This is a genomic window from Duganella sp. AC237 (assembly GCF_979254035.1).
Genome location: NZ_CEEDEW010000003.1, coordinates 4,798,454 through 4,822,820 on the forward strand (window position 1 = coordinate 4,798,454; position 24,367 = coordinate 4,822,820).

19 protein-coding genes and 1 riboswitch are annotated in these 24,367 nt (G+C 64.5%); of the genes, 8 read left to right on the forward strand and 11 right to left on the reverse strand.

Translation table 11 applies throughout. The features are described 5' to 3' along the window. Nucleotides 1-53: 53 nt before the first annotated feature. Together prmB and AC0IYS_RS21340 are read left to right on the forward strand one after the other, a co-directional pair. Nucleotides 54-941: a 50S ribosomal protein L3 N(5)-glutamine methyltransferase gene (gene prmB / locus AC0IYS_RS21335; protein WP_471707061.1), complete on the forward strand. Its 888-nt coding sequence runs from the start codon at nt 54-56 to the stop codon at nt 939-941. An 86-nt stretch (nt 942-1,027) separates the two neighbouring features. Beyond that, nucleotides 1,028-3,028 carry an ATP-binding cassette domain-containing protein gene (locus AC0IYS_RS21340; protein ID WP_471707062.1) on the forward strand — a complete coding sequence of 667 codons (2,001 nt, stop codon included), beginning with the start codon at nt 1,028-1,030 and terminating at the stop codon, nt 3,026-3,028. A 20-nt stretch (nt 3,029-3,048) separates the two neighbouring features. Here AC0IYS_RS21340 and AC0IYS_RS21345 read toward each other — a convergent pair whose 3' ends face one another. Further along, nucleotides 3,049-3,549 (reverse strand): chemotaxis protein CheW, encoded by a 501-nt coding sequence (locus AC0IYS_RS21345; protein ID WP_471708916.1) that lies wholly within the window; start codon nt 3,547-3,549, stop codon nt 3,049-3,051. Between the two features lie 201 nt (nt 3,550-3,750). On the opposite strand from AC0IYS_RS21345, the gene arfB reads away from it, so the two are divergent. Continuing rightward, nucleotides 3,751-4,131 carry an alternative ribosome rescue aminoacyl-tRNA hydrolase ArfB gene (gene arfB, locus AC0IYS_RS21350; RefSeq protein ID WP_471707063.1) on the forward strand — a complete coding sequence of 127 codons (381 nt, stop codon included), beginning with the start codon at nt 3,751-3,753 and terminating at the stop codon, nt 4,129-4,131. Here arfB and AC0IYS_RS21355 read toward each other — a convergent pair. Next, the gene (locus tag AC0IYS_RS21355) at nt 4,121-4,906 is read right to left on the reverse strand and encodes a sulfite exporter TauE/SafE family protein (protein WP_471707064.1); all 786 of its coding nucleotides are present in this window, start codon (nt 4,904-4,906) and stop codon (nt 4,121-4,123) included. The genes arfB and AC0IYS_RS21355 overlap by 11 nt on opposite strands. An 82-nt stretch (nt 4,907-4,988) precedes the next feature. On the opposite strand from AC0IYS_RS21355, the gene AC0IYS_RS21360 reads away from it, so the two are divergent. Further along, on the forward strand, nt 4,989-5,897 hold the full coding sequence (locus tag AC0IYS_RS21360; RefSeq protein WP_471707065.1) for a LysR substrate-binding domain-containing protein: 909 nt from the start codon (nt 4,989-4,991) through the stop codon (nt 5,895-5,897). A gap of 3 nt (nt 5,898-5,900) precedes the next feature. On the opposite strand, the gene AC0IYS_RS21365 is transcribed toward AC0IYS_RS21360, so the two are convergent. From AC0IYS_RS21365 to AC0IYS_RS21375, 3 genes are all read right to left on the reverse strand, one after another. Then, nucleotides 5,901-7,766, reverse strand: coding sequence for a flagellar assembly protein A (locus AC0IYS_RS21365; RefSeq protein ID WP_471707066.1), 1,866 nt, complete (start codon nt 7,764-7,766; stop codon nt 5,901-5,903). Between the two features lie 129 nt (nt 7,767-7,895). Then, entirely contained in the window at nt 7,896-9,806 is a 1,911-nt protein-coding gene (locus AC0IYS_RS21370) for a flagellar assembly protein A (RefSeq protein WP_471707067.1), read from the reverse strand. Nucleotides 9,807-10,059: 253 nt separating this feature from the next. Next, a complete protein-coding gene (locus AC0IYS_RS21375) occupies nt 10,060-10,395 on the reverse strand; it encodes a hypothetical protein (protein ID WP_471708917.1) in 336 nt (111 codons plus the stop codon). 245 nt (nt 10,396-10,640) lie between these two features. Here AC0IYS_RS21375 and ompR point away from each other — a divergent pair, with 245 nt between their 5' ends. The 3 genes from ompR to AC0IYS_RS21390 are packed head-to-tail and all read left to right on the forward strand — an operon-like array spanning nt 10,641 to nt 13,546. Continuing rightward, the gene (gene ompR / locus AC0IYS_RS21380; RefSeq protein WP_090314399.1) at nt 10,641-11,408 is read left to right on the forward strand and encodes an osmolarity response regulator transcription factor OmpR; all 768 of its coding nucleotides are present in this window, start codon (nt 10,641-10,643) and stop codon (nt 11,406-11,408) included. A gap of 24 nt (nt 11,409-11,432) precedes the next feature. After that, complete coding sequence (locus tag AC0IYS_RS21385; protein ID WP_471707068.1) at nt 11,433-12,800, forward strand: sensor histidine kinase; 1,368 nt, start codon at nt 11,433-11,435, stop codon at nt 12,798-12,800. After that, nucleotides 12,797-13,546 (forward strand): hypothetical protein, encoded by a 750-nt coding sequence (locus tag AC0IYS_RS21390; protein ID WP_471707069.1) that lies wholly within the window; start codon nt 12,797-12,799, stop codon nt 13,544-13,546. Before AC0IYS_RS21385 ends, AC0IYS_RS21390 begins: the two co-directional genes overlap by 4 nt. On the opposite strand, the gene AC0IYS_RS21395 is transcribed toward AC0IYS_RS21390, so the two are convergent. Continuing rightward, nucleotides 13,530-14,018, reverse strand: a complete 489-nt coding sequence (locus AC0IYS_RS21395; RefSeq protein WP_471707070.1) for an Imm26 family immunity protein — start codon at nt 14,016-14,018, stop codon at nt 13,530-13,532. The genes AC0IYS_RS21390 and AC0IYS_RS21395 overlap by 17 nt on opposite strands. 197 nt (nt 14,019-14,215) lie before the next feature. Then, nucleotides 14,216-14,314, forward strand: a riboswitch (TPP riboswitch). A gap of 56 nt (nt 14,315-14,370) precedes the next feature. Between AC0IYS_RS21395 and AC0IYS_RS21400 the strand changes: the two genes are divergently transcribed. Further along, the gene (locus AC0IYS_RS21400; RefSeq protein WP_471707071.1) at nt 14,371-16,536 is read left to right on the forward strand and encodes a TonB-dependent siderophore receptor; all 2,166 of its coding nucleotides are present in this window, start codon (nt 14,371-14,373) and stop codon (nt 16,534-16,536) included. Nucleotides 16,537-16,570: 34 nt separating this feature from the next. On the opposite strand, the gene AC0IYS_RS21405 is transcribed toward AC0IYS_RS21400, so the two are convergent. From AC0IYS_RS21405 to AC0IYS_RS21425, 5 genes are all read right to left on the reverse strand, one after another. Then, nucleotides 16,571-17,107 (reverse strand): AAA family ATPase, encoded by a 537-nt coding sequence (locus tag AC0IYS_RS21405; protein WP_471707072.1) that lies wholly within the window; start codon nt 17,105-17,107, stop codon nt 16,571-16,573. Continuing rightward, entirely contained in the window at nt 17,104-17,781 is a 678-nt protein-coding gene (pnuC, locus tag AC0IYS_RS21410) for a nicotinamide riboside transporter PnuC (protein WP_471707073.1), read from the reverse strand. Before pnuC ends, AC0IYS_RS21405 begins: the two co-directional genes overlap by 4 nt. Next, nucleotides 17,781-19,919 carry a S46 family peptidase gene (locus AC0IYS_RS21415; protein ID WP_471707074.1) on the reverse strand — a complete coding sequence of 713 codons (2,139 nt, stop codon included), beginning with the start codon at nt 19,917-19,919 and terminating at the stop codon, nt 17,781-17,783. Before AC0IYS_RS21415 ends, pnuC begins: the two co-directional genes overlap by 1 nt. Before the next feature lie 90 nt (nt 19,920-20,009). After that, nucleotides 20,010-21,764 carry a sensor histidine kinase gene (locus AC0IYS_RS21420; protein WP_471707075.1) on the reverse strand — a complete coding sequence of 585 codons (1,755 nt, stop codon included), beginning with the start codon at nt 21,762-21,764 and terminating at the stop codon, nt 20,010-20,012. Next, nucleotides 21,761-24,361, reverse strand: coding sequence for a chemotaxis protein CheB (locus AC0IYS_RS21425; RefSeq protein WP_471707076.1), 2,601 nt, complete (start codon nt 24,359-24,361; stop codon nt 21,761-21,763). Before AC0IYS_RS21425 ends, AC0IYS_RS21420 begins: the two co-directional genes overlap by 4 nt. Nucleotides 24,362-24,367: the final 6 nt, after the last annotated feature.

A 24,367-nucleotide genomic window follows, 5' to 3' on the forward strand; every position in this document is an offset into this window, starting at 1 on the left:
GCCGGCTGCCCGCGCGGCGTGCGCGAACCGATTACCGTTTTACCGAGATAACCATGAACACGACTCCCTTCACCACGCCGCGCGACCTGTTGCGCTACGCCGTCACCCGCTTTAACGCCGCCCAGCTGTTTTTCGGCCATGGCAGCGTAGAGGCCTTCGACGAAGCGGCCTACCTGATCCTGCACACGCTCAAGCTCCCGCTGGACAAGCTGGAGCCGTTCCTGGACGCGCGCCTGCTGCCGGAGGAAGTCGCGTCCGTGCTGGCGGTGATCGACCGCCGCACCGTCGACCGCGTGCCTGCCGCTTACATCACCAACGAGGCGTGGCTGGGCACTTACAGCTTCTACGTCGACGAGCGCACCATCGTGCCGCGCTCCTTCATCGCGGAACTGATCCCGGACTACTTCGCGCCGTGGGTCAACCAGCCGGATAACATCGCCAACATCCTGGAACTGTGCACGGGCTCCGGTTGCCTGGCCATCATGCTGGCCGACGCCTTTCCCGACGCCCAGGTCGACGCGGTCGATATTTCGCCCGACGCGCTGGAAGTGGCGAAGAAAAACGTCGCCACCTACAAGCTGGAAGACCGTTTGACGCTGATCCAGTCCGACCTGTACACCAATGTGCCGGACAAGAAGTACGATCTGATTATCACCAATCCGCCGTACGTCAATTCGGGCTCGATGTCCAAGCTGCCGAAGGAATACCTGGCCGAACCGCAGATCGCCCTCGACGGCGGCAGCGACGGCATGGACTTGGTGCGCAAGATCGTCGCCGGCGCCGCCGAACGGCTGACCGATGACGGCATCCTGATCGTCGAAATCGGCAACGAGCGCGAATTCGCCGAAGCGGCCTTCGGCCACCTGGGCCTGACCTGGCTCACCACCAGCGCCGGCGACGACATGGTCTTCCTGCTGACCGCCGACCAGCTCAAACTGTAAACCAAACCCGTACCCCGCCCGCGTGAGGTCGTACCCCGTACGGGGTACGACCCCGGTTCGCCGGGGTTCAAACGTAGAAGAACAAGATGATCCGCTTTATACAAGTAAGTCTGATGCGCGGCACCAAGCCGCTGTTGGAACAAGTCGATGTCACACTGAACCCGGGCGACAAGATCGGCCTGATCGGCGCCAATGGCGCCGGCAAATCGAGCCTGTTCGCGATGATGCGCGGCGAGCTGCACCCGGACCAGGGCGAAATCGACTTCCCGGCCAAATGGCGCGTCGCTTACGTGGCGCAGGAAACGCCGCCGCTGGACCGCGCGGCCCTCGATTACGCCATCGACGGCGACGTCACCCTGCGCAAGCTGGAAGCGGAACTGGCACGCCTGGAGTCGGAACCCGAATCGTCGGAAAACGGCATCGCCATCGGCGAAATCTACAGCGCGCTGGCCGACGCCGACGCCTACACCGTGCAATCGCGCGGCGAACAGCTGCTGCTCGGCCTGGGCTTCACGCTCGACCAGATGCAGCAGCCGGTGGCCAGCTTCTCCGGCGGCTGGCGCATGCGCCTCAATCTGGCGCAGGCGCTGATGTGCCCTTCCGACCTGCTGCTGCTCGATGAACCGACCAACCACTTGGACCTGGACGCGATCATCTGGCTGGAAGACTGGCTCAAACGCTATGCCGGCACCCTGCTGATCATCTCCCACGATCGCGACTTCCTCGACGAAGTGGTCAACGTGGTGGTGCATATCGACGAGCGCAAGCTGAAACGCTACTCGGGCAACTACTCGTCGTTCGAACGTCAGCGCGCGGCGCAGATGATCCTGGCCGCCGGCGCGCTGGAAAAGCAGCAGCGCAAGCGCGCCCACCTGGAATCGTTCGTCAACCGCTTCAAGGCGCAGGCTTCCAAGGCCCGCCAGGCGCAGAGCCGCATGAAGGCGCTGGCCAAGATGGAAGAACTGGCGCCGCTGCGCGCCGCCGCCGAATTCTCGTTCGAGTTCCGCGAGCCGCTGAGTGCTCCGAATCCGCTGCTGGTGATGGAAGACGTCAACGCCGGCTACAAGATCGAAGACGAAGCGACCGGCGACATCACGCACAAAACGATCGTCAACAACATCAAGTTCTCGCTGCAGATCGGCCAGCGTATCGGCCTGCTGGGCGTGAACGGCGCCGGTAAATCGACCTTGATCAAGACCATCGCCGGCGAACTGGCGCCGCTGACCGGCGACGCCACCATCGGCAAGGGCCTTAACATCGGCTACTTCGCCCAGCACCAGGTGGAGATGCTGCGCCACGACGAATCGCCGCTGTGGCACCTGGCCAAGATCGCCCCGACCGTGCGCGAACAGGAACTGCGCAACTTCCTGGGCGGCTTCAACTTCCCGGGCACCATGGTGACCAGCTCGATCGCGCCGTTCTCCGGCGGCGAAAAGGCCCGCCTGGCGCTGGCGCTGATCGTTTGGCAGCGCCCCAACCTGCTGCTGCTCGATGAACCGACCAACCACCTGGACCTGGAAACGCGCGAGGCGCTGACCGAAGCGCTGGCGCAGTTCGAAGGCACCCTGGTCGTGGTATCCCACGATCGCCACCTGCTGCGCGCCACCACCGACGAATTCATCATCGTCGCCGACGGCAAGCTGCAGCCGTTCGACGGCGATTTGGACGACTACAAGGATTGGCTGTTCAAGACCAAGCTGGGGAAAGGCACCGACGTGCTACCCGCCGCCGGCAAGGCCAACAAGACGGACTTCCCGGTGGTTTCGCCGGTGGCCGCGCCAACGGCAGCCGCGGCGCCGGCCGCCAGCAAGGACCAGAAGCGCCAGCAGGCCGAGGATCGTCAGCGCCTGGCCGCGCTGCGCAAGCCGCTGGAGCAAAAGATCAAACGCCTGGACGATCAAATCGCCAAGCGCAGCGCGCAAAAAGCCGAGGTGGATGCCAAGTTGGGCGAGTCTTCGATCTACGAAGCGGCCAACAAGGCCAAGCTGAAACAGCTGCTGGCCGATCAAAGCTTCTTCACCAAGGACTTGGGCCAGCTGGAAGCGGAATGGCTGGAATTGCAGGAGCAGCTCGAAGCGCTGGCCTGATCAATCCCTGACCGCGAGCTTCAGGCGGCCTGGCGGGCGCCCACCGGCACTTTGCGGATCGACATCAGCCTGTCGATGTCGACCACGATCAGGCGGCGCCCGTCGACCTCTCCGAGGCCCAGCAGGTAATCCACCGGCGGGGCCGTGCCGCCGCCCGCGACGGTGCCGGTGCCGGGTATCGGCAGCAGCTCGTCAAGCGTCAACGACACGATATCGGTCACGCCATCGACCACCATCCCCATCACGCAGGTCGACAGTTTGAGGATGATCACATCCGTCAGCGGATCGTGCGCCGGCGGACGCGGGCCGAAAGCAATGCGCATATCGACGATGGGCATGATCACGCCGCGCGACACGGCCACGCCGCTGATAATCTCGCCGTCCGAGGCGAAGCGTTCCAGCTCCTTCAGCGGACGCAGTTCCTGCACCTTGCTAAAGTCCAGCGCATAATCCAGGCCGCCGAGCCGGAACACGAGATACTGCTGCGCTCCGGTGTCGGTCGAGCGCGCGCCGTTGTTCATGGCGTTGGCATTCAGGGCTTGCATCTTCGAGAGAATCATGATCATCCTTTCGTCTATTGACGTGCGGTAACAGGCATGAATCATCCTAACCGCGCGCTTCTGGTGCGGGATTGATTGGCATCAACGTTAGCCCGGCGGCCGGCGGCCGTTTGCTACAATGAGACAAAGAGCGCGACCAATCCAATGACGAATTTAATAGATATGAATGACGTGGAGCTCAGTGCGATCCGCGCGCAGGGACCGGGGGGACAAAACGTCAACAAGGTCTCCAGCGCGGTGCACCTGCGTTTTAATATCGTAGCGTCTTCGCTGCCCGAGCATATCAAGGAGCGCCTGCTGGCCATGCGCGACAGCCGCATCACTAAGGACGGCGTGGTGGTGCTGAAGGCGCAGCAGTCGCGCAGCCAGGAGGCCAACAAGGAGGACGCCCTGCGACGCCTTCAGGAACTGGTCGACAGCATCGCGGTGCTGCCCACCGTGCGGCGCGCCACCAAGCCGACGCGCGGCTCGCAGCGCCGCCGGCTGGATGGAAAAACCAGGGACGGCGAGCGCAAACAGCTGCGCGGCAAAGTCACCCTATAGCCACGCGCAGGCATTGGTGGGCGCCGAGCGCCAGCAGGCAAATAAAAAAGCAACGCCGAAATACCGCAGCCGGCATGCGGTCCCGCAGCCACTGCCCCAGCAGCATGCCCGCGCCGGCGGGCAGCAGCGCCAGCACCGATCCCCCTGCGGCCGACACCTGCCAGTTTCCGCGGCAGGTCAACACCACGGCCAGCGCCAAGGTCGATACGGTGAAGGCCAATCCCAGCGCCTGCACCAGATCGTCCTTTTCCAGGTTGAGCGCTTGCAGATAGGGAGCGACCGGCATGACGAAGACTCCCGTTATGCCGGCCAGCACACCCGTGGCGGCACCGGCCAGCGGCCCGGCCCACGGCTCGGCGCGCGGCGCCACGCGTCCGCGCCAGCCGCTCAAACCCAGCGCGCCGTAGGCCGCCAGCGCCATTCCGAGCACCACCGAGGCCCAGGCGCCGCTGGACATGCCCGCCGCGCCGGAAGCGACAAAGTCTTCCGGAGGCGGTGGCGACGACAGCAGCCATCCGCCCGCCGCCGTACCCACGCAAACGGCCACCAGCAAGGTCCGCATGCGCAGCCAGAGCGGATACAGCGCCGGCCCGGTGGCCAGCTGCCATACATTCGTCACAGCCGAAGGCACGATGAGCAGCGCCGCCGCTTCCAGCGGCGGCAGCGTCAATGTCAACAAGGCCATCGCCACCGTCGGCAGGCCCATTCCCGTGACGCCTTTCACCAAGCCGGCCAGCACAAAAACCAATGCGATAAAAACTGTCGATGTATTCATGGGGGCTATTCTGCACTCCGGCGGCTTGCCTGGGAATGTGGAATATACTTAGCGTGACTTCACATTATCCGTAGGCTGAACCATGCGCTTCGACCTGATCGACCTTAAATTGTTCGTCCACATCGCAGAAAGCGGCAGCATCACCGCCGGCGCCAAGCTGGCGCACCTGTCGCTGCCTTCGGCCAGCGCCCGCATACACGGCATGGAGGAAAGCTTGAACCTGGCGCTGCTCGAGCGCGGACGGCGCGGCGCCGAGCCAACCGAGGCCGGACGCGCGCTGCTGCATCACGCGCGCGCCATCGCCCGCCAACTGGACGACATGCGCGCAGACCTCGCCCAATTCGGGTCGGGCCTGAAAAGGCAGGTGCGGCTGCTGTGCAATACCTCGGCCATGACCGAATTCCTGCCGGAGGCGCTGGCCGGCTTCCTGTCCGGCCACCCGCACTTGAGCATCGATCTGGAGGAAAGGCTCAGCCGCGACATCGTGCGGGCCGTCACCGACGGCGCCGCCGATATCGGCATTTTCACCGATGCCGTCGACAGCGCGGCGCTGCAAACCTTGCCGTTCCGTGACGATCCCCTGGTGCTGGTGATGGCGCGCAAACATCCGCTGGCCCAGCGGATCGGCAAAGGGCGCGGTAAACCGCGCGGCGTGCTGTTCGCCGATGCGCTGGATCAGGATTTCATCGGCTTGGCGGGCGACAGCGCTTTGCAGCAGTACGCGGCCGAGCAGGCGTCGCGGCTGGGGCGCAAGATGCATTGCAAGATTAGGTTGCGCAGCTTCGAGGCGGTTTGCCGCATGGTTGCCAGCGGCGCCGGTGTGGCGATACTGCCGGAGATGGCGGCGCGGCGTAGCGCGGATTTGGATGCGCTGCGGGTGGTGGCGTTGAACGACGATTGGGCGGATCGCAAGCTGCTGATCTGCGTGCGCGATCATGCGGCCTTGCCGGTTCACGTGCGTGAGCTGGTCGCAGCGCTGCGGCGGGTTTGAGCGTCAGTCGGCTTGCGGCGCCCAGTTGATCGGGCCTACATGGCCAAAAAAGATTTTCGTCATGCCGGCGTCGGCGCCGCGTACCTTGGCTTTCAGTTCCTTCGCCGGCCGGTCGTAGGGCGGCGGGCCGTCCGGCACGAAACTCATGGTCCGCGCCAATACGTCCCCGGTCAGCATGTGGACGGTGCAGCGCGAGCCGTTCATCAACGCGTTTTTCTCGCGCTGCACCTGGTTGACCTCTTCCTGCGCCTGTTCCTGCTGCGCTAGCGCGGCCTTGATCGCCAGCGAGATCCTGGCGACCGCGCGCAGCGACGGTCCCACCGTCGTCGCCATCTTGTGGAACAGCGGCTCCTGCTCCGTTGTCAGTATCACCTCGCGCTTGCGCACCCGGGTCGCAAGGTTCAGATAATTGCGCACCTCCGGCTGGCCGGTGATAGCGTCCATTTCCGCCTTGCGTTGCTCGGCATCGCGCAGCGCGTGCGACACCTTCGGCAGCAGCTCGGCGATTTTGCTGTCGAACTTAGTCATGTCCGGCACCAGCGTGTACAGCAGCATCTCGCTTTGCTTGCGCGGGCCGGCGTGAATGATCTCGATCTTGCGCGCGGCGATCGCGCAGCCCTCGGCCACCTTGATGATCACCTCGTCGGCCATGATCTCGCAGTTGCTTGCCTCGCCGATCACCACCCGCGTGCCGGAGATGATGCAGCTCTCGGCGCGCGCCAGCGACACCTCGCCCCGTTTGGTCTGCAGCACGGCGCCCGACGCCACGCCCTTCACGCGGATCGCGCCGTCGGCGTTGACGGCGGTGCCGCCCATCAGGTTGCGGTTCAGGACGATGTCGCCGCCGCGCGAGCTGATATTGCCGAAGACGTTGCCGTGGATGGTGATGTTGCCGCCATCGACCGAGCGTTGGTCCTGCACGTCGCCGAATTCCTCGTACTCGCCGGTCAGTTGCAGGTTGCCGGTGGTGCGCGCGCTCACCCCTTCCCGGCTGATGATCTTCGGGCCGATCGAGATGCGCTTGCTGCCCGGTTCCACGCTGAGGAATCCCTCGACCGCCGACACCAGGTACTCGCCGTCGCGCAGGTTTTCAATCACCGTGCCGGCGCCGGCCACGGAGGTCAGTTCGATATCGCGCGGCACCGGCGGTTCCAGCACCGCGCCGGACAATTCGACACCACGCACACCTGGCGTGCGCGGCACCTTGCGCAGCAGCTTGACGTTGGGTTTGACCTGCGGGAAGCGGTTCTGGAAGGTCTGCAGATCGAGCTTGCCGTCCGGCGTCTCGCGCGGCGCGTTGCTGCGGTGGATATCGCGCGATACTTCCACGATGGTAGCGTCGCGCCCCGGCACGACGTTGAGCCTCCGCGCGACGATGATGCGCGCCAGGCGCCCGGTGACGATGACGTCGCGCACGGCCGGCGCGTCGATACCGAAACGGATGCCCTTGCCCCACATGTCGGCGACGAATTCATCGAACTTCAGGCGCGCCGGTTGCGGCGGCATATCGGGAATCTCGAAGAACACCGGCTCGAAATAGTATTCCGCCTCGCCGGCGATGACCTTGACGGTCTTGTACAGGGCGCGGCGCACGGTGTGGAACGGCTCGATGCTGTCGGCGAAGCGCAGCAGCGACTTGCCGGCCAGGTTGGCCGGCAGCTCGGGACCGCAGTTGTACAGCATTCTGGTGAAGACGGCGTAGTCGAGGCCCGCGAAGTAGGCGCCGCCGAGGAAAACCTGGCTGACGGCGGCGACGCAGGATACCGCCGTCGCCTCGGCATCGAAATAGACGCCGTCATCACGCTTGACGATCGCCGCGGGCAAATCACCTTCCGCAGTTTGTTCCAGCGTCGTTGCGTCGTCTGACACGGTAGTCCCCACAAAGATGTACGTCGGAGCCGGCGCCCCTTCACTTTTTTAATATTATTTGTAGATTAGCATGAACGCACGGGATTGTGCGCGCGCGTTGCTACGCGCAAGGGCGCCGGCCAGCCGGCCCTATTCCGCCGGGCTGCGCGCGCGCGGGTCGAGGTGCCAATCGAGCGATCCGGCGCTGTCGCAGAACAGCATCTCGCCGCCGTTCGGCGTGCCGCGCAGCCGCTGCTTGATCTCCTTGGGGGACAGCAGCGTCAACGACGCACCGTCTGCCGCGAAAGGCATGGTGCGCACCGTGGTCTCGCCGCTGACCATGTGTAGGCCGCAGCGCGCCACGCCGGCCGCCGCCACCTTCTGCTCGATCACCCGCGCCAGCCGGTCCCGCAACAGCGTTTGCTGCGTCTGGGCGGCCTGGATCTCCTTCTTCAACTGCTCGATCGCCTGGATCTCGGTCGCCACCGCGCCGGCGATCTTGCGCAGGAACTGGCCCTGCTCCGGCGTCAAGGTCAGCTCCTGGGTGCGCAGCTTGACCGCCAGCGCCAGATAGCGGCGCACGTCGGGCAGCGCGGCGATGCGCGCGACTTCCTGCTCGGCGGTAAGGATGATCTGCGCGAAATCGGCCACGCGCGCATCGAGTTCGGCGATCTCCTCGTCGAACCGCTTGACGTCGCGCACCAGCACGTGGATGAGCATCTCGGTGCGGCGGCGCGGCCCGGCGCTTTCGATTTCCACGTTGCGGCCGGCCACGGCGCAGCCCTCGGCCACCGAGATCACCACCTCGTCGCCGATGATCTCGCAATTGGAGGCCTCGTCGATCCTGACGCTGCTGCCCGAGATAACGCAATTCTCGGCGCGCGCTATCGTGATCGCGCCGCCGCTGGTGTGGATCACCGAATTCGACGCCACGCCGGCGATGCTGATCGAGCCGAGCGCGTTCTGCACGCTGCCGCTCACCAGGTTCTGGTCCAGCACCACGACGCCGCCGCGCGAATGGATATTGCCGTAGACGTTGCCGTGCACCGTGATGTCGCCGCCGGTGACGTCGCGCTGCTCCTGCACGTCGCCGTATTCCTCGTAGGCGCCCGCCAGCTGCAGGTTGCCCGTGGTCCGTCCGCTAACGCCTTCCAGGCTGACGATTTTATCGGTGATGGAAATGCGGTTGGACTTCGCATCCACGCTCAAGAAGCCCTCGCGGGTGGACACCAGATATTCGCCATCCTCCAGGGTTTGCGCCTCGGTGCCGTCGCCGGCATAGAAGCGCAAGGTCAGGTCCTGCGGCGGTTCCGGCGCCGTCATGCGTCCGGACAGATCGAAACCCGGCTGGCCGGGCACCGCCGGCACCTTTTTCAGCAGCCTGACATTCGCCTTGATTTGGGGGAAGCGGTTCTGGAAGCTTTGCAGATCGATGCGGCCGTCGGCGCGCGCCTTGGGGGCGTCGCTGCGGTGCAGATCGGACGACACCTCCATCACGGTCGCGTTCTGTCCCGGCTCCGGTTCCAGATCGGTGGCGAAGGTGATGCGATCCGGCTTGGCGGCCGCCATCGCCGACACCACCGCCGCCACCTCGATACCGAACCGTATGCCCTTGCCCCACATGTCGGCGACGAATTCGTCGACGTCCAGGCGGGTCTGGCGCTCCGGGATCACGGTGCCGTCGGGGAGCACCTCCTCGTCCAGATACAGCGGCTCGAAGTAGTATTCGGCGTAGCCGTGCCCCATCTTGGGATTTTTATACAACGGCACGCGCAGCGGGTCGAACAGGCGCACGTCGTCGCACAGGCGCACCGCCTGCGCCGCGCCCAGATCGGGGCCGACGCCGTACAGCGCCTTGATCATCAGCGGATAATTGAGGCCCGGCAGGTAATAACCGCTGCGGAATACCTGATTCATCGCGGCGATCAGCGCCGGCTGCGGCAGGCCGACATCGATATAAACGCCGTCGGCTCTGCGGACCAAACCAACAGGCAGGCCGGCGTCGGGAGCCGATGGCTCGTCAACGGGAAAGGGCGCTGCGGGCGCAACGTCTTGAACCACGATTTTCCTCCAGGCGTCACGCGGCCGAAGGGCGTTGCGTGCAATTAATTAATATTACACACAGACAAAGAAAAAGATAGCGATATTCGTGGTAAAAGCTCTACAACTGTAATGTTATTGTCACACATCAATAGCGATTTGCTATTTTTCGCGTCAAAAGAGCCTGAACAGCGCGGCGGACGCGTGCGGACGGAGGAAAAACCAAGGAAGGCAGGAAGAAATGGAGCACGGCCGGTGCGATCCCGGCCGATGCTTAGCGGCGTGGCGGATTGGCGTAAATATCCTGGCCCACTTCGTTGATTTGGCGGCGCAGATCGCGACGCTCGTCGGGCGTCAGGCGGCCGACGCGACGGTTCATCTCGGCGTTGCGGCTGGCTTCCTGCATGGCGCGGCGTTGCTCTTCCGCACGTGCCTCATAGTTATTGCGCTGCTCCGCCTGGCGCTGCTGGTCGGCCTGGCGCGAATCGGCTTGGCGCGGCTCGGCCTGGCGCTGGATTTGCACCTGCTGAGGACGATTATCATCTCGTCGCGGCCCGTCACCGGGCTCGGCATAGGCGTGCCCCACTCCCAACAAACCGCAGCACAGCAATAACGAACCCATGGAGGATCGAACGCAAAAAGATGCGCTTGCTGCCGCGTGTATTTTTTTGTGATCGATGAACATGATGTTCCTAAAAGCTGAATCCGTGCTTGAAGTGTATGATGCTTTAACCGAGGGGGTAAGACCAATTGGGTAAAGTTTGTAACACTTTGTAATGGGTCGTCACAGACGTTTTCGCAAAGCGGATATGACGTTACCATAGCAACATCAATAAGACAATTCTGACAGAGCAAATGACTAGCACAACGACTGAATCCGGCAACAACTCCGCCAACCAGCATGGCCATCAAGCCAAGATCATGGTAGTGGACGACGACGTTCGTCTGCGCGATCTGCTGCGGCGCTACTTGACCGAACAGGGCTTCAACGTCTTCACCGCCGAAAGCGCGACCGCCATGAACAAGCTGTGGCTGCGCGAGCGCTACGACCTGCTGGTGCTGGACCTGATGCTGCCCGGCGAGGACGGCTTGTCGATTTGCCGCCGCCTGCGCGGCGCCGGCGACCAGACGCCGATCATCATGCTGACCGCCAAAGGCGAGGACGTGGACCGTATCGTCGGCCTCGAAATGGGCGCCGACGACTATCTTCCGAAACCGTTCAACCCGCGCGAACTGGTGGCCCGCATCGGCGCCGTGCTGCGCCGCCGCGGTCCGGACGAAATCCCCGGCGCGCCGTCGGAAACGCCGCAATCGTTCGAATTCGGCCAGTTCGTCCTGGACCTCGGCACGCGCACGCTGAAGAAAAACGGCGAGACGGTGCCGCTGACCACCGGCGAGTTTTCGGTGCTTAAAGTATTCGCCCGCCATGCGCGCCAGCCGCTGTCGCGCGAGAAGCTGATGGAACTGGCGCGCGGGCGCGAATACGAAGTGTTCGACCGCAGCCTGGACGTGCAGATTTCGCGCCTGCGCAAACTGATCGAACCCGATCCATCGAGCCCGCTGTACATCCAGACCGTCTGGGGCCTGGGCTATGTGTTCATCCCGGAGGGGCAGCCGCGCTAAGTCGCGACAACCGCGAAGATGCGCATGAAGTCTCTTTCGAAGTTCCGTTTCGCTTTTCGGCTGGCCAGCATGAAAAGCGGCCTTTTCTGGCGCACCTTCTTCCTGCTCGGCGCCTTGACGACCACCAGCATGACCGCGTGGGTCGGCATGATCAGCGTGGTGCAGCACGAGCCGCAGGTACAGCAGATCTCCGCGCAGGTGATCTCGGTCGTCACCATCACCCACGCCGCCCTCACCCATTCCGCGCCCGAACTGCGGCGCGAGCTGCTGTTCGACCTGGTGTCGAACGAGGGCATCCGCGTGTTCCCGCTGGAGGAGGACGACAAGGTCGAACCGCCGCCGAAGAACGCGCTGATGCCCGACATCCAAAAACTGGTCAAGGCCAAGCTTGGCGCGGACACGCGCTTCTCGGCCAAGGTGAACGGCGTCTCCGGCTTCTGGGTCAGCTTCAAGATCGATGACGACCAATACTGGCTGATGCTCGAACGCGAACGCATACGCGGACTGACCGGCATCCAGTGGCTAGGCTGGGCCAGCGTGGTGTCGGTGGTGTCGCTGCTTGGCGCGGCCTTCATCTCCAGCCTGATCAACCTGCCGTTGCGGCGCCTGACCAAGGCCACCCGCGCCTTCGCGCAGGGCAAGCGGCCGGACCCGCTGCCGGAAAGCGGCCCGGCCGAAATCATGGAGGCCAACCGCAGCTTCAACCAGATGGTCGACCAGCTGCAGCAGGTCGAATCCGACCGCGCCGTGATCCTGGCCGGCATCTCGCACGATTTGCGCACGCCGCTGGCGCGCATGCAGCTCGAAGTGGAAATGGCCAATCTGTCGACCGAGGCGCGCGAAGGCATCCAGTCCGACATCGGCCAGATGGACGCCATCATCGGCCAGTTCCTCGACTACGCCAAACCGACCGAGGCGTCGAGCTTCACCAACGTCGACATCAGCGAACTGCTGGCCGATACCGCGCACGAAGCCGGACGTTTGCAGGACGTGCGCGTGACCACCGACATCGCCGCCGACGCCCATGTGATGGGCAACGGCACGGACCTGAAACGCGTTTTCAACAACCTGGTCGAAAACGCGCGCCGCTATGGCAAGACACCGGACACCGACATCACCGAGATCGACATCCAATGCGCCGTTAAAGGCGCGGGCGCGTCCAGGCGCGTCGTCATCGAGGTGGGGGACCATGGCTGCGGCGTGCCGGACGACCAGATCGAACAACTGCTCAAGCCCTTCACCCGGCTCGACGCCGCGCGCGGCCAGGCCAACGGCGCCGGACTGGGACTGGCGATCGTCGACCGCGTGCTGCTGCGACACGGCGCCGAGCTAACCTTGAGCAACCGGGAAGGCGGCGGCCTGGTGATCCAGATCGCGATGAAGGCGGTATGACCCGGCTGACCATTTTTGCGAGCGCGTTTTTATCGGCGTTGCTGGCCGCGCCGAGCGCCGGCGCGGCGGCGCCCTTGAAAGCCGGCACCGGCTCCGGGCCTGACAAGGCAGCCAAGCCGCGTATCGAACAACGCGCGCCGACGGCCGAGGAGCGGGAATCCTTCGATGATTTCTTCCGCGCCCGCAACGCGGCGCAACCGCAACGGCCGTGGGGCGCCGCGCCGCTGTTCGCCCCCGCGTTCGAGATCGAACGCCAGCGCGGCAAGCCATGGCACGTGATCGCCCGCGTCGACTCCGCGCCGCGCCGCTCGGCGCCGGAGCTGTGCCGCCAGATCCGCTCCAGCTTTGTCTACGACGCCGCCAAACCAAGCGGCGAACGCTGGAGCGACGCCGCCGAGGCGCCGCAATGGTATGTATGGCTGGCGCAACCCAACGTTCCATGCCACGCGGCCAGATATACGGTATTGATGGATCAGGCAGTGCCGCAGGCCGATGCGGTGGCCTTGCTGTGGCAGCACCGCGAGCTGCTACTGCGCGCGCGTCTGCTGTTTGCCGGCAACTCCGGCTGCGCGCGGCAACGCGCCCTGACCTTCCGGCTGGCCGCGCTGAAACCGGCGGCCGCGATGGCGGGCGCGCCGGTGATGTTCGGACTGGTGTTTGAAAGCGACCGCGACACTGTCGCCACGGTCGCCGTGCGCAAGCACCGTGGCGAATACGCCGCGTGGAACGTCAGTTGCTCCGGTTGATCGGATGCTCGCGCGACTCCAGTAGCTTGGTCAGCAACAACTCGGTGGAACCGTAGCCGTACAGCGAATCGGCCTCCAGGCCGGGCGTATCGTAGGGCACTGATTCTTCCCGCTCGGAACGGCTTGGATCGTTGTCGGAATAGGTCACGCGCCAGGCCCGCTTCAGCGCGTCGGCGCGGCGCAGGAACTGCGGCATCGGCCACAGCGCCGGATTCCAGTCCACCGCCTCGCCCAGCACGCGCCAATGACCGCTGGCCAGCGCCATGTCGCCCACGCGCAGCACCTTGACGGCGTCCTGCGGCTGCAGGGTGTTGAGTTCTTCGATCGACGGTATCCTGTCGAGCTTGGGCCCGAACAGATAGGCCAGCATGATCTTGCTGCCCGGCGACAAGCGCGCGACGAGCCCCCAGCCGTAGCCACCGTCGAGCAACGGCACCGCAAACCAGCTTCCTTCATGATACGACTGCCTCATTCCACTCCTTTCGCTAGCACGAACCAGCAAAGTGGCGCCGAAATGCACTGACGAACAGGACATACCGCCGCCTCCACATATGCTGTGACTGCTTCATTGGCGCCGTGCGGCGCAAATCCAAAGTGTATCGGCGCGCCGCAAATTGTGTCGCACGCCACTGCGCGCGCGCCGGCCACCGTAACGAGTGTGATACACTGCCGGCTCGCTAGGGGTCCTGGGCATTTTGTTCCGGGTGAGAGATACCCTTCGTACCTGATCTGGATAATGCCAGCGAAGGAAAGCGCAAAGTAGTTCTCCCCTCCTTTGATGGCTCTCCTCGCGGCTTCCAGCCGAGAACAAGTAGAGAGCAGACATGTCCACACCACATTTCGCAGTTTCGGTCATCGCCTTGGCGGTGTTCCACGCATTTTCCGGCGCCGCCATCGCTGCCGACACCCCCTTCGCCACTGACGCTGCCGAGGCCGCCGCTGAGCAGTCCATGCCGGAAGTTATCGTCAGCGCCACCAAAGTGCGCGCCAACACCGCCTCGGTCGCCGGCTTCGGCAACGCCCCACTGCTCGAAACGCCGGCTTCGGTCAGCGTGTTGACGTCGCAACAGATGCTGGACCTGCAAATCCGCTCGACCACCGACGCCGCCAAATTCGACGCCAGCCTGAGCGACTCGTACAACGCCGTCGGCTATGCCGAGCAGTTCTCGATCCGCGGCTTCAAGCTCGACAACGCGTCGAGCTATCGCAAGGATGGCATGGTCATCCCCGGCGACACCCAGATCCCGCTGGAGAACAAGGAGCGCCTGGAAGTGCTCAAAGGCCTGTCCGGCCTGCAGGCCGGCGTCTCGGCGCCGGGCGGCATCGTAAACTACGTCACCAAGCGGCCGACCGACACCCCGGTGCGCACCGTCGTTCTGGAGGCGCGCGAGCGCGGCACCCTGTACGGCGCCGTCGATGTCGGCGGGCGTTTCGAGGACGACCGTTTCGGCTACCGCGTCAATGTCGCCGGCGAGCGCCTGCGCTCCTATATCAAGGGTGCGGACGGCAACCGCAAGTTCGTCTCCGCCGCCTTCGACTGGCGCATCTCGCCGCGGGCGCTGCTGCAGATCGACGCCGACTACCAGCGCAAGTCCCAACTGACCGCGCCGGGCTTCCAGCTGTTGGACAATACCACCTTGCCGGTGGTCGACGCCGACACGATGCTGAACAATCAACCGTGGAGCCGTCCGGTGGAAACCACCACCAGCAACATCGGCGCGCGCTTCGAATACAAGTTCTCGTCCGACTGGAGCACCACGGTCAGCGCCAACCAGCACCACTTCAAGCGCGACGACTACACCGCCTTCCCTTATGGCTGCGGTCCCAATTTCTACCCCGGCTACTGCGCCAACGGTGACTACGACGTCTATAACTACGTCAGCCTGGGCGAGAAGAAATCGCCGCTGACGGTGCAGGCGCTGGTGCAGGGCCGCTTCGCCACCGGCGCGCTGGCGCATGAATTCACCGGCGGCGCGTCGTTCCAGAAGAACAGCGAAAAATGGGGCGATTACATTTACACGGAATCAGGCCGTAGCAACATCTACCGGCCGGTAGTGGTTGCGCCGGTGGGCGGCGATGTCAACTCCCCCGCCTTCGAACGCCGCCACGGCAACGAGCGCTCGTTGTTCGCGCAGGACATCGTCAGTTTGAATGCGCAGCTCAAGCTGCACGCCGGCGCACGCTATGTTCAAGTCAGACGCGTGGAGTACGTGGGACCCAACGACAAGAATGTCATGCTGCCGGATGCGAATACCGACGTTGGTTTCTGGCTACCGAATGTGGCGCTGGTGTACAGCCTGCGTCCCAACGTCTCGCTCTACACCTCGTACGCGCAGGGTCTGGAGCTTGGTGGCATCGCGCCGATGCAGACCGAAAACGAAGGCCTGGCGCTGACGCCGTCGAAGTCCAGGCAGGTGGAAGTCGGTATCAAGGCCGACATCCGGCCGGACCTGAGCGCCACTATCGCGCTGTTCGAGATTCGCAAAGGCCTGGAATACACCGATGCGCAGAGGTTCTTCGTGCGTAATGGCGAAGCCCAGAACCGCGGTCTGGAAATGGCGTTGAACGGCCGCGCCACGCGCGAGCTGACGGTCGGCGTTTCGGCCACCGCGCTCAATACCCGGCAAAGCGATACGGGCTTGGCCAGTTTGGACGACAAGCGCGTGACCAACGTCGCCGCTTTCAAATCGTCGGTGTATGCGGATTACGCGGTGCCGCAGATTGAAGGCCTGAAGCTGAACGCGAACTGGCAGTACTCGGGCAAGAAGGCGTTCGATCCGGAAAACCAGGTGTTCGTGCCAAGCTACCACGTGCTGAACTTGGGGGCGTCGTATGCCACGCGCATCGGCGGTGTATCGACGACCTTGCGCGCCAGCGTAAACAATGCGCTGGACAAGTTCTACTGGCGCGATGTGACGCAGGATCTGGGTGGATATTTGATGCCGGGGGCTTCGCGCACGTTCCGCGTGTCGGCCCAGTTCGACCTGTAACGCCTATAGCCGCAGGTGGATCGGCGATGGCGGATTACCGCGTCGCGCTCAACAAGCGCTCCACCTGCGCCAACCGCTGCTGCGGATCGCCGGCTACCAGCACATAAGGTATCCGGCGCGCCGCCAACTCCTCCATCAACATTCGGTTGATGATCACGCTGACTTCTTCGCAATCGCGCTGCAAACCATCGGCGACCCATGGAATATCGGGCGCGGTCACCACCGTGAGCGCATAGTCGCGCTGGTGCTCGTCGGCCAGCCGCGCCAACTGGTCATCGATGCCGCCAAAATAATGACGGCTGTAGATCGCCGTCATCAGCGGCGCCGTGTCGCAGAACAGATACTTGTACGCCTGTTGCGCCGACGCGTTCTCGCGTTCACGCTGCGTACTGGCGATATAAAACTGGTCCGCAGCCACCGGCACCCGTCCCTCCACATCGACGAACTCGCGCAAATACTCCGGCACCCAAACCGTCCCATGGCGCTCGGCCAAAGCGGCCGCCAAGGTGGTCTTGCCCGAAGAAGCCGGCCCCAATATCGCCACGCGTTGCGGCAACCCCGCCGATGTCATTCGAGCACCAGCCTGCGGCCGCCGGTCTCGTCGCCTTTATCGCCACCGCCCGTCCCCATGCCGGCCGACTGCTGCCAGGTGCGCAGGCCGACCACCGCCATGCCGACGAAGACGGCGTACAAGATCGCCGTCAGCATCAAGTGCTTGTGCAAATACAGCCCGACGTACAGTACATCGACAACGATCCAGACGTGCCAGTTCTCGATCTTCTTGCGCGACAGCAGCAGCTGTCCGACCAGGCTGCCGGCGGTCAGGAAGCCATCGGAGCGCGGCACGTCGGTATCGGTATAGGTCTTGAGGAACCACGCCAGCAGCACAAAGCCCGCCAGCCACGCCGCCACGGCGATCCAGCGGCCGCGCGCGTCGAGCGCGGTGACCGCCAGCCGTTCGTGGCGTTCATCCCCGTGCAACCACTGGTACCAGCCGTAAAACGAAACGCTGATGAACACCAGTTGCAGCCCCATGTCGCCGTACAGCCGCGAGCCGTAGAACACCAGCCCGTAGGTGGCCGACGAGATGATGGCGAACAGCCAGGCCCAATGGCTCTGGCGGATGTTGAGCCACACCGTGGCCACCGCCAGGATGAACGACACCAGTTCCAACGGGGTCGTGGCGAATACCGCCAGATGCAGCGGCAAATTCAGGTACCCCAACAGAACCGATAATTCGTGCATTATTTTTTCGCCGGATATTTGATCGTCATCTCTTGGAGCACGTTGTCGGCGTGATCGACTTCGCTCATCACCCACAGCATATACCGGATATCCAGATGGATAGCGCGGGTGATGGCGGGGTCGAAGTACCAGTCCTTGGTGATCGACTCGTAGGTCGAATCGAAGTTCAGGCCGATCAATTCGCCCCTGCGGTTCATCACCGCCGAACCGGAATTGCCGCCGGTGGTATCGGCGCTGCTCAAAAAGTCGACCGGCACGGTGCCGAGGATGGGATCCTTGAACCGCCCGTAGCGCTTGGCCTTGATGGCGTCGAGCTGCCTTTGCGGCGCGTTGAACGGATCCTTGCCGGTATGCTTCTCGACGATGCCTTCGACGGTGGTGAACGGCCCCTTGCTGATGCCGTCGCGCGGCGAGTAAGGCGCCACGGTGCCGTAGGTCACGCGCAAGGTGCCATTGGCATCCGGGTAAACCGGCTTGCCCTGCGATTTCTTCCACGCGATGACGGCCGCCATATAGCGCGGGATCACGCGCTCCAGATTGCCGTCCAGTTCCTTGCGGCGCTCCTTGAGCGACTGCGCCGCGTCGTCCAGCTTCGCCGCCAGTTGCATGAACGGGTCATCCGAGGCCTTGACGGCGGCGGCGTCCTTGCCGATCCACGCCAGCCGCGTGGCGGTGTCGCCCAGCCGCGTCTTCGCATACATCGCCGGCACCGCCTCCGGCGCAGGCAGCAGCGGATCGAGGCCCGCCACATGCATGGACTTGGGCAGTTTGGCGTAGCGCCGCAGCGACGCCACGAAACGCGCCTGGTCCACCTCGGCCACGTACGACTGCTCCAGACGGTTCAGGCGCGCCTTGATGAAGGTGGCGTCGCGCTGCTGGAAGCCGGTTTCGCGTTCGGCGTCCGGCTTCGCGCTTTCCAGCGCAAGGCGGTGCAGCGTATTGGCGCTTTTCAGCAGATCGCCGGTGGTGGCGACGCTGTAGCCGAATTCCTCGTCGCTCAAAGCGATATCGGCCGCGATCACCGCGTCCAGTTCGGCCGGCAGCGTTTTCGACACGTCCTTCTGCGCCGCGTACCAGGCGCGGAACTCCGCGTCCTGCACGTCCTTGACGGCGGCGATGTCCTTGCGCGCGAAGCCGTCCATCAGGCCCTGCGATTTCTTCATCACGTTGTTCAGGCCTTTGGCGACGCTGGCGTAGCGCACTTCGGCAGCAGGGCTGCCCTTGGTGGCGGCGGCGATGACGTCGAGATCGGCCTGAATTTCGGCCACGCGTGCCGGATAGCCGACATCGCGCGCGGCGCGGATTTCCGACGGCAGCTTGTAGCGGCTGGTGCGGCCCGGATAGCCGGCCAGCAGCACCGGGTCGCCGTTCTTCAGTCCCTCGGCCGACAGCACCAGGAAATCCTTCGACCGATAGGGTACGTTGTCCGGCGACGGATCGGCCGGACGGCCGTCCTTGCCCACGTAGGCGCGCAGGAACGCGAAGTCGCCAGTATGGCGCGGCCATTCGTAGTTATCGACGTCGCCGCCGTAGTTGCCGATCATGTCGGGCGGCGCGTAGACCAGGCGCACGTCGCGTATCATCATCTGGCGGATGCGGTAGTATTCCAGCCCGCGATGGAAGGCCGGCACCGAGCAGCGGTAGCTCTTGTCGCTTTCGCATTCGGCGATCAGCGCCTTGACGGCTTTGTCCACCGCATCGTGGCGCTGCTTGCCGCTCATCGACGACGTCACGCCTTTGAGCACGCGGGCGGTGACGTTTTCCACCTTGTCAGTCACGTACACCAGCGAATTCGGGCCACCCGGCAGCTCTTGCGCGCGGGTCCTGGCCAGGAAGCCATCGACGATGTAGTTGTGCTCCGGCGTCGCGTTGCGCTGAATGGCGCCATAAGCGCAGTGGTGGTTCGTGACCACCAGGCCGGCGTCGGACACGAACGACGCCGAACACCCCGGCAGCGCGACAATGGCGCTCATCGGATGCTTCGACAGGTCGGCCAGCTTTTCGGCCGGGATGGTGATGCCGATACGTTGTAGTTCGGATTTCAGCTGCGGCAATTGGTATGGCTGCCACTGCCCTTCGTCGGCGTGAGCCGCCGCCGCGCCGAGGATAGCGGCCGGCAGCACTAGATATTTTAACAAGATAAAAGCCCCTGATTGAGTCCGGCAGTATATTCCTTATGCGGATGGCTGAAAATGCTTTTTGCGCATCCGGCGCCGCCACCAGCGCAGCTAACCGGCACCGCTTTCCTCCGGCAGGTCGAAGCCCAAGGTCAGCTTGCAGCCGCCGTCCGGCACATACTGGCCGATCTCGAAGCTGCCGCCCAGCGCAGCCACCCGCTGCGCCATGCCGATCAAGCCGAAGGACTCGCTCTTGGCCCGCTGGTGCGGCGCGATGCCGATGCCGTTATCGGCCACATTGAAGACCAGGCGCCCGCCGCGCACCGCCAGTTCGATGTCGACATGGCTGGCGTGGGCGTGGCGGCGCACATTGCTCAGCGCTTCCTGCATGCCGCGGAACAGCACGATCGCCATGTCCGACGTGATCGTCGCGAAGGTCGCCTCGTCGGGCAAGGTGAGCGCGCAGGTCATGCCGCTGCGCTTGCGGAATTCGGCGGCCTGCCACTCCATCGCCGCCTGCAGGCCCAGGTCCAGCACTGCGGGGCGCAATTCGTTCATGATGCCGCGCACATTGCGGATCGTCGTGTCGATATTCTCGAGCACCCCGTTGACGCGCCGGTGCAGGCGCGCGTGCCGCTCGCCGGTGCGGGCGCTAAGCATGGAAATGTCGATGCGCAGCGCCAGCAGGTTCTGTCCCAGTTCGTCGTGGATGTCGCGGGCGATGCGCTTGCGTTCATCCTCCTTGACCGTCTCCAGGTGCTCGGCAAGTTTGCGCAGCTGGTCGCGCGATTCGTGCAGCGCGGCTTCGGTGCGTTTGCGCTCGGCCACCTCCAGCATCAGCAGCCGGTTCGCCTCGGTCAGCTCGGCGGTGCGCGCCGCCACGCGCCCATCGAGCTCGCGCGACAGTTTCAGCAGGTCGGCCTCGGCGCGCTGGCGCGCCGTAATGTCGGAGAACACACCAATGAAATGGCTGATGGCCCCGTCCTCGTTCCGGATAACCGTCAACGACATCGCAGCGACGTAAGGGACGCCGTCGCGCCGGCGGTTGAACACCTCGCCCTGCCATTTCCCATAGGTGCACAGGCAACGCATCGCCTCCGCGTGGTAACCCACGGGATGGGCGCCGGGCCGGCCCAGGAAGCGCGGATCGCGGCCCAGCGCCTCCTCCACCGGATACCCGGTGAGCGCGGTGAAGGCGGGATTGACGGAGACGATGCGCTTTTCGACGTCGCACACCATCACACCCTCGCCCATGCTGTCGATCACCTGGAAGGCACGGCGGCGCGCGGTCTCGCGGGCATCTGCGCTGCCGATATCGGTCAGGATCATGCGGCACTTACGCGCGCCGGTGTCCAGATTGGCCTCGATGTGCACCCGGCGCTGCGCGTCGCCTCGTTGTGCGGCAAACAGCGGCACCTCCAGCACCCCGCGCCGCCCGCTCACCAGCAGCTCGGCCAGGAACCGGCGCAGGCCGGCCTGCGCCTGCGGCGCCACGAACTGCTCGAACGACCGGCCGGGCAGCTCCTCGCGGCGGCAACCCAGCAAATCGCCGGCGGCGTGGTTGGCGCGCGTGATGCGGCCTTCGGGATTGAGCGACAGGTAACCGGCCGGCGCCTGGTCGTACAAGGCCGCGTAATGCTCGCGCGCCGCCTCGGCCAGATCGCGCTCGGTCTGGACCTCGGCCAGCGCCACGTTCTGCATATCGAGCTCGATCTGGCTCACCTGCAGCTCGTGCCAGCGCTTGAGCGTCTCGCTGTCGGCGTCGGCGGGCGGCGGACGGCCGGTCTTGGCCAGCGCCGCAACCGCCTGCTCGGCCACATAGCGTAGCCGGTCGGGATCAAGTTCGGGGCGCTGGCGCTTGTTCATGCCGGCCCAGGACCTTTTTGCATGGAACGCAGCTGCGCCTCCAGCAGTTTCGATTCGGTGATGTTGATGAAGGTGACCACCACGCCGTCGATCACGTTTTCCACCGTCCGATACGGCATGATGCGCACCGTGTACCAGCCGCCGCTGCGCGTGGGGATCTGCTTTTCGCAGAACACCAGCGTGCGCAGCACTTCCTGCGCGTCGGCCTCCAGCTCCGGATACTGCAGGTCGTTGACGATGTCGCCCAGCGGCCGCTGCACGTCGCTCGGTATCAGCTTGTAGATCTGGGTGGTCTGGTCTGTGAAGCGGCGGATGCGCAGCTTGTTGTCGAGGAAAATGGTCGCCACGTCGGTGCTATTGAGCAGATTTTTCATGTCGCCGTTGACCAGCGACAGATCGTCCACCTTCGACTGCAGCTCGGCGTTGACGGTGTACAGTTCCTCGTTCAGCGACTGCATCTCCTCCTTGGAGGTGGTCAGCTCCTCGTTGGTCGATTGCAGCTCCTCGTTGGTCGACTGCAGCTCCTCGTTGGCCGACTTCAGCTCCTCGCGCGAGGCCTGCATCTCGTCGCGCACCGCCTGGATCTCCAGGCGCGCCTGCGCCAGTTGCTGCTCCAGCTCCAGCACCTGCGGGTTGGCGGAGCGCGAGCGGCGCTTTTCCGGCGGCAGCGGCAAGGTGGAGAAGGTTAGCATGACGGTGCCAGACAGCGGTCCCGAATCGGGCATCGCCTCCGCCGTCAGGTCCAGCGCCTGCGACGGTTTTCCGGCCGCGTCGCGCTGAATCAGGCCGCGCACGGCAATCATCTCTTCGCTCTGCGAGGCGCGTTTGAGCAGGTCGGTCAGTTCGTGGCGCAGGCTGTCGCGCGCCATCGCGTGGATGTTCCAATTGGCCTTGCCGGCGGCCGGCTCCAGGTAGGCGCCGGTGCGGCCATGGATGTACAGGATATCGCCATGGACGTTGAGCAGCACGGCGGCCGGCGCGTGCTTCTTCAGCAGCAGCTGCTCGACCTGGGTTTGAAGATTTCCGTTCATGGATGGGTTGATAGGCTCGCTAACAGAAGGAATCGACACGCTGTTGACACGCGTGGGGAAGTAGTTGGCCACGCGGTGGGTGGAAGCGTCCAGCCGCCGGTAGATGCGGCCGGCGCCGGTCATCGGCGCGAATAGTTCGTTGAAGTGGCCGGGCGTGTCGGCGCTGCCGAGCATCAGCAGGCCGCCGGTCTTGAGCGCGTAGTGGAACAGCGGGATCAGTTGTTCCTGCAGCTTGGCGGTGAAATAAATCAGCAGGTTGCGGCAGCAAAGGATATCGAGCTTGGTGAACGGCGGATCGGAAATGACGTTTTGGCACGCGAAAATGATCGTGTTGCGCACGTCCTTGCGGATCCGGTAGCCGCCCTTCTCGGCCGGCATGAAGTAGCGCTGCAGCAGTTCGCTCGAGACGTCGGCCTCGATGGCGGCGTTGAAGACGCCCTGGCGCGCGCGGTCGATGGCGTCTTCGTCAAGGTCGGTGGCGAAAATTTGCAGCGTGTAGCGCGCCGCGGGCCGCAGCCGTTCGAGCACCTCGTTGAACGCGATCGCCAGCGAATACGCCTCCTGCCCGGTCGAGCAGGCCGGCACCCACGCTTTGAAGGCGGCGCCGTCGGGGTGTTCCGCCAGCAGTTGCGGCAGCGCGCTCGCCATCAGGTATTCCCACACCTTGGGATCGCGGAAAAAGCTGGTCACGCCGATCAGCAGTTCCTTGAATAGCAGCTCGACTTCGGCCGGATTGGCGGCCATGTGGCCAACGTAGGCGCCCAACGAGGCGCACTGGCACAGCTTTATGCGGCGCTCGATGCGGCGCATGACGGTGCTCAGTTTATAGTCGGAGAAGTTGGCGCCGGTTTGTTTGAGCAGCAGCTGGAACAACTGCTGCAGGGCCTCGCGCTGTGCCGACGCCTGCGCCGGCAAGCCGCCTTCGTGCCCGCCGCGCCATTCGGCGATATGCGCCGGCATCTCCGCAGGCGGCGCGACGATGTCGACCACCTCGGCGTCGACGGCGCTGCGCGGCATCGGATCGAAACGGGCCGACCCGGGCGGCTGCGCCATGGTCAGGCCGCCGTTATCGCGGATCGCCGCCAGCCCCTGGGTGCCGTCCACGCCCATGCCGGAAAGGACGATGCCGACCGCGCGCTCGCGGCCATGTTCGGCCAGCGCGCGGAAAAAGCTATCGATCGGCAAGCGAAAGCCGCGTTGTCCCGAAGATGGCAGCACGGCGAACCGGCCATCGTCGAAGCCAAGGTCGCGGTCGGGCGGAATCACGTAGACATGGTCCGCTTCGACCGGCATGGCGTCGGTCACCTCGAGCACTTTCATCGGCGTCACCCGCTGCAGCAATTCGGGCAACATGCCCTTTTGTACCGGGTCGAGATGCTGCACCACCACGTAGGCCAGGCCGCTGGAGGATGCCACCGCCACGAAGAACTCGCAGATCGGATCGAGGCCGCCGGCCGAGGCGCCGATGCCCACCACCGTCACCGGCGCGACGGACGAACGCACCGGCGCGCTATCGACGACAGCGAGCGGCGGGGTTGGGGCGTTGGAAAGCGGGCGTTTCGTCATCGTGGC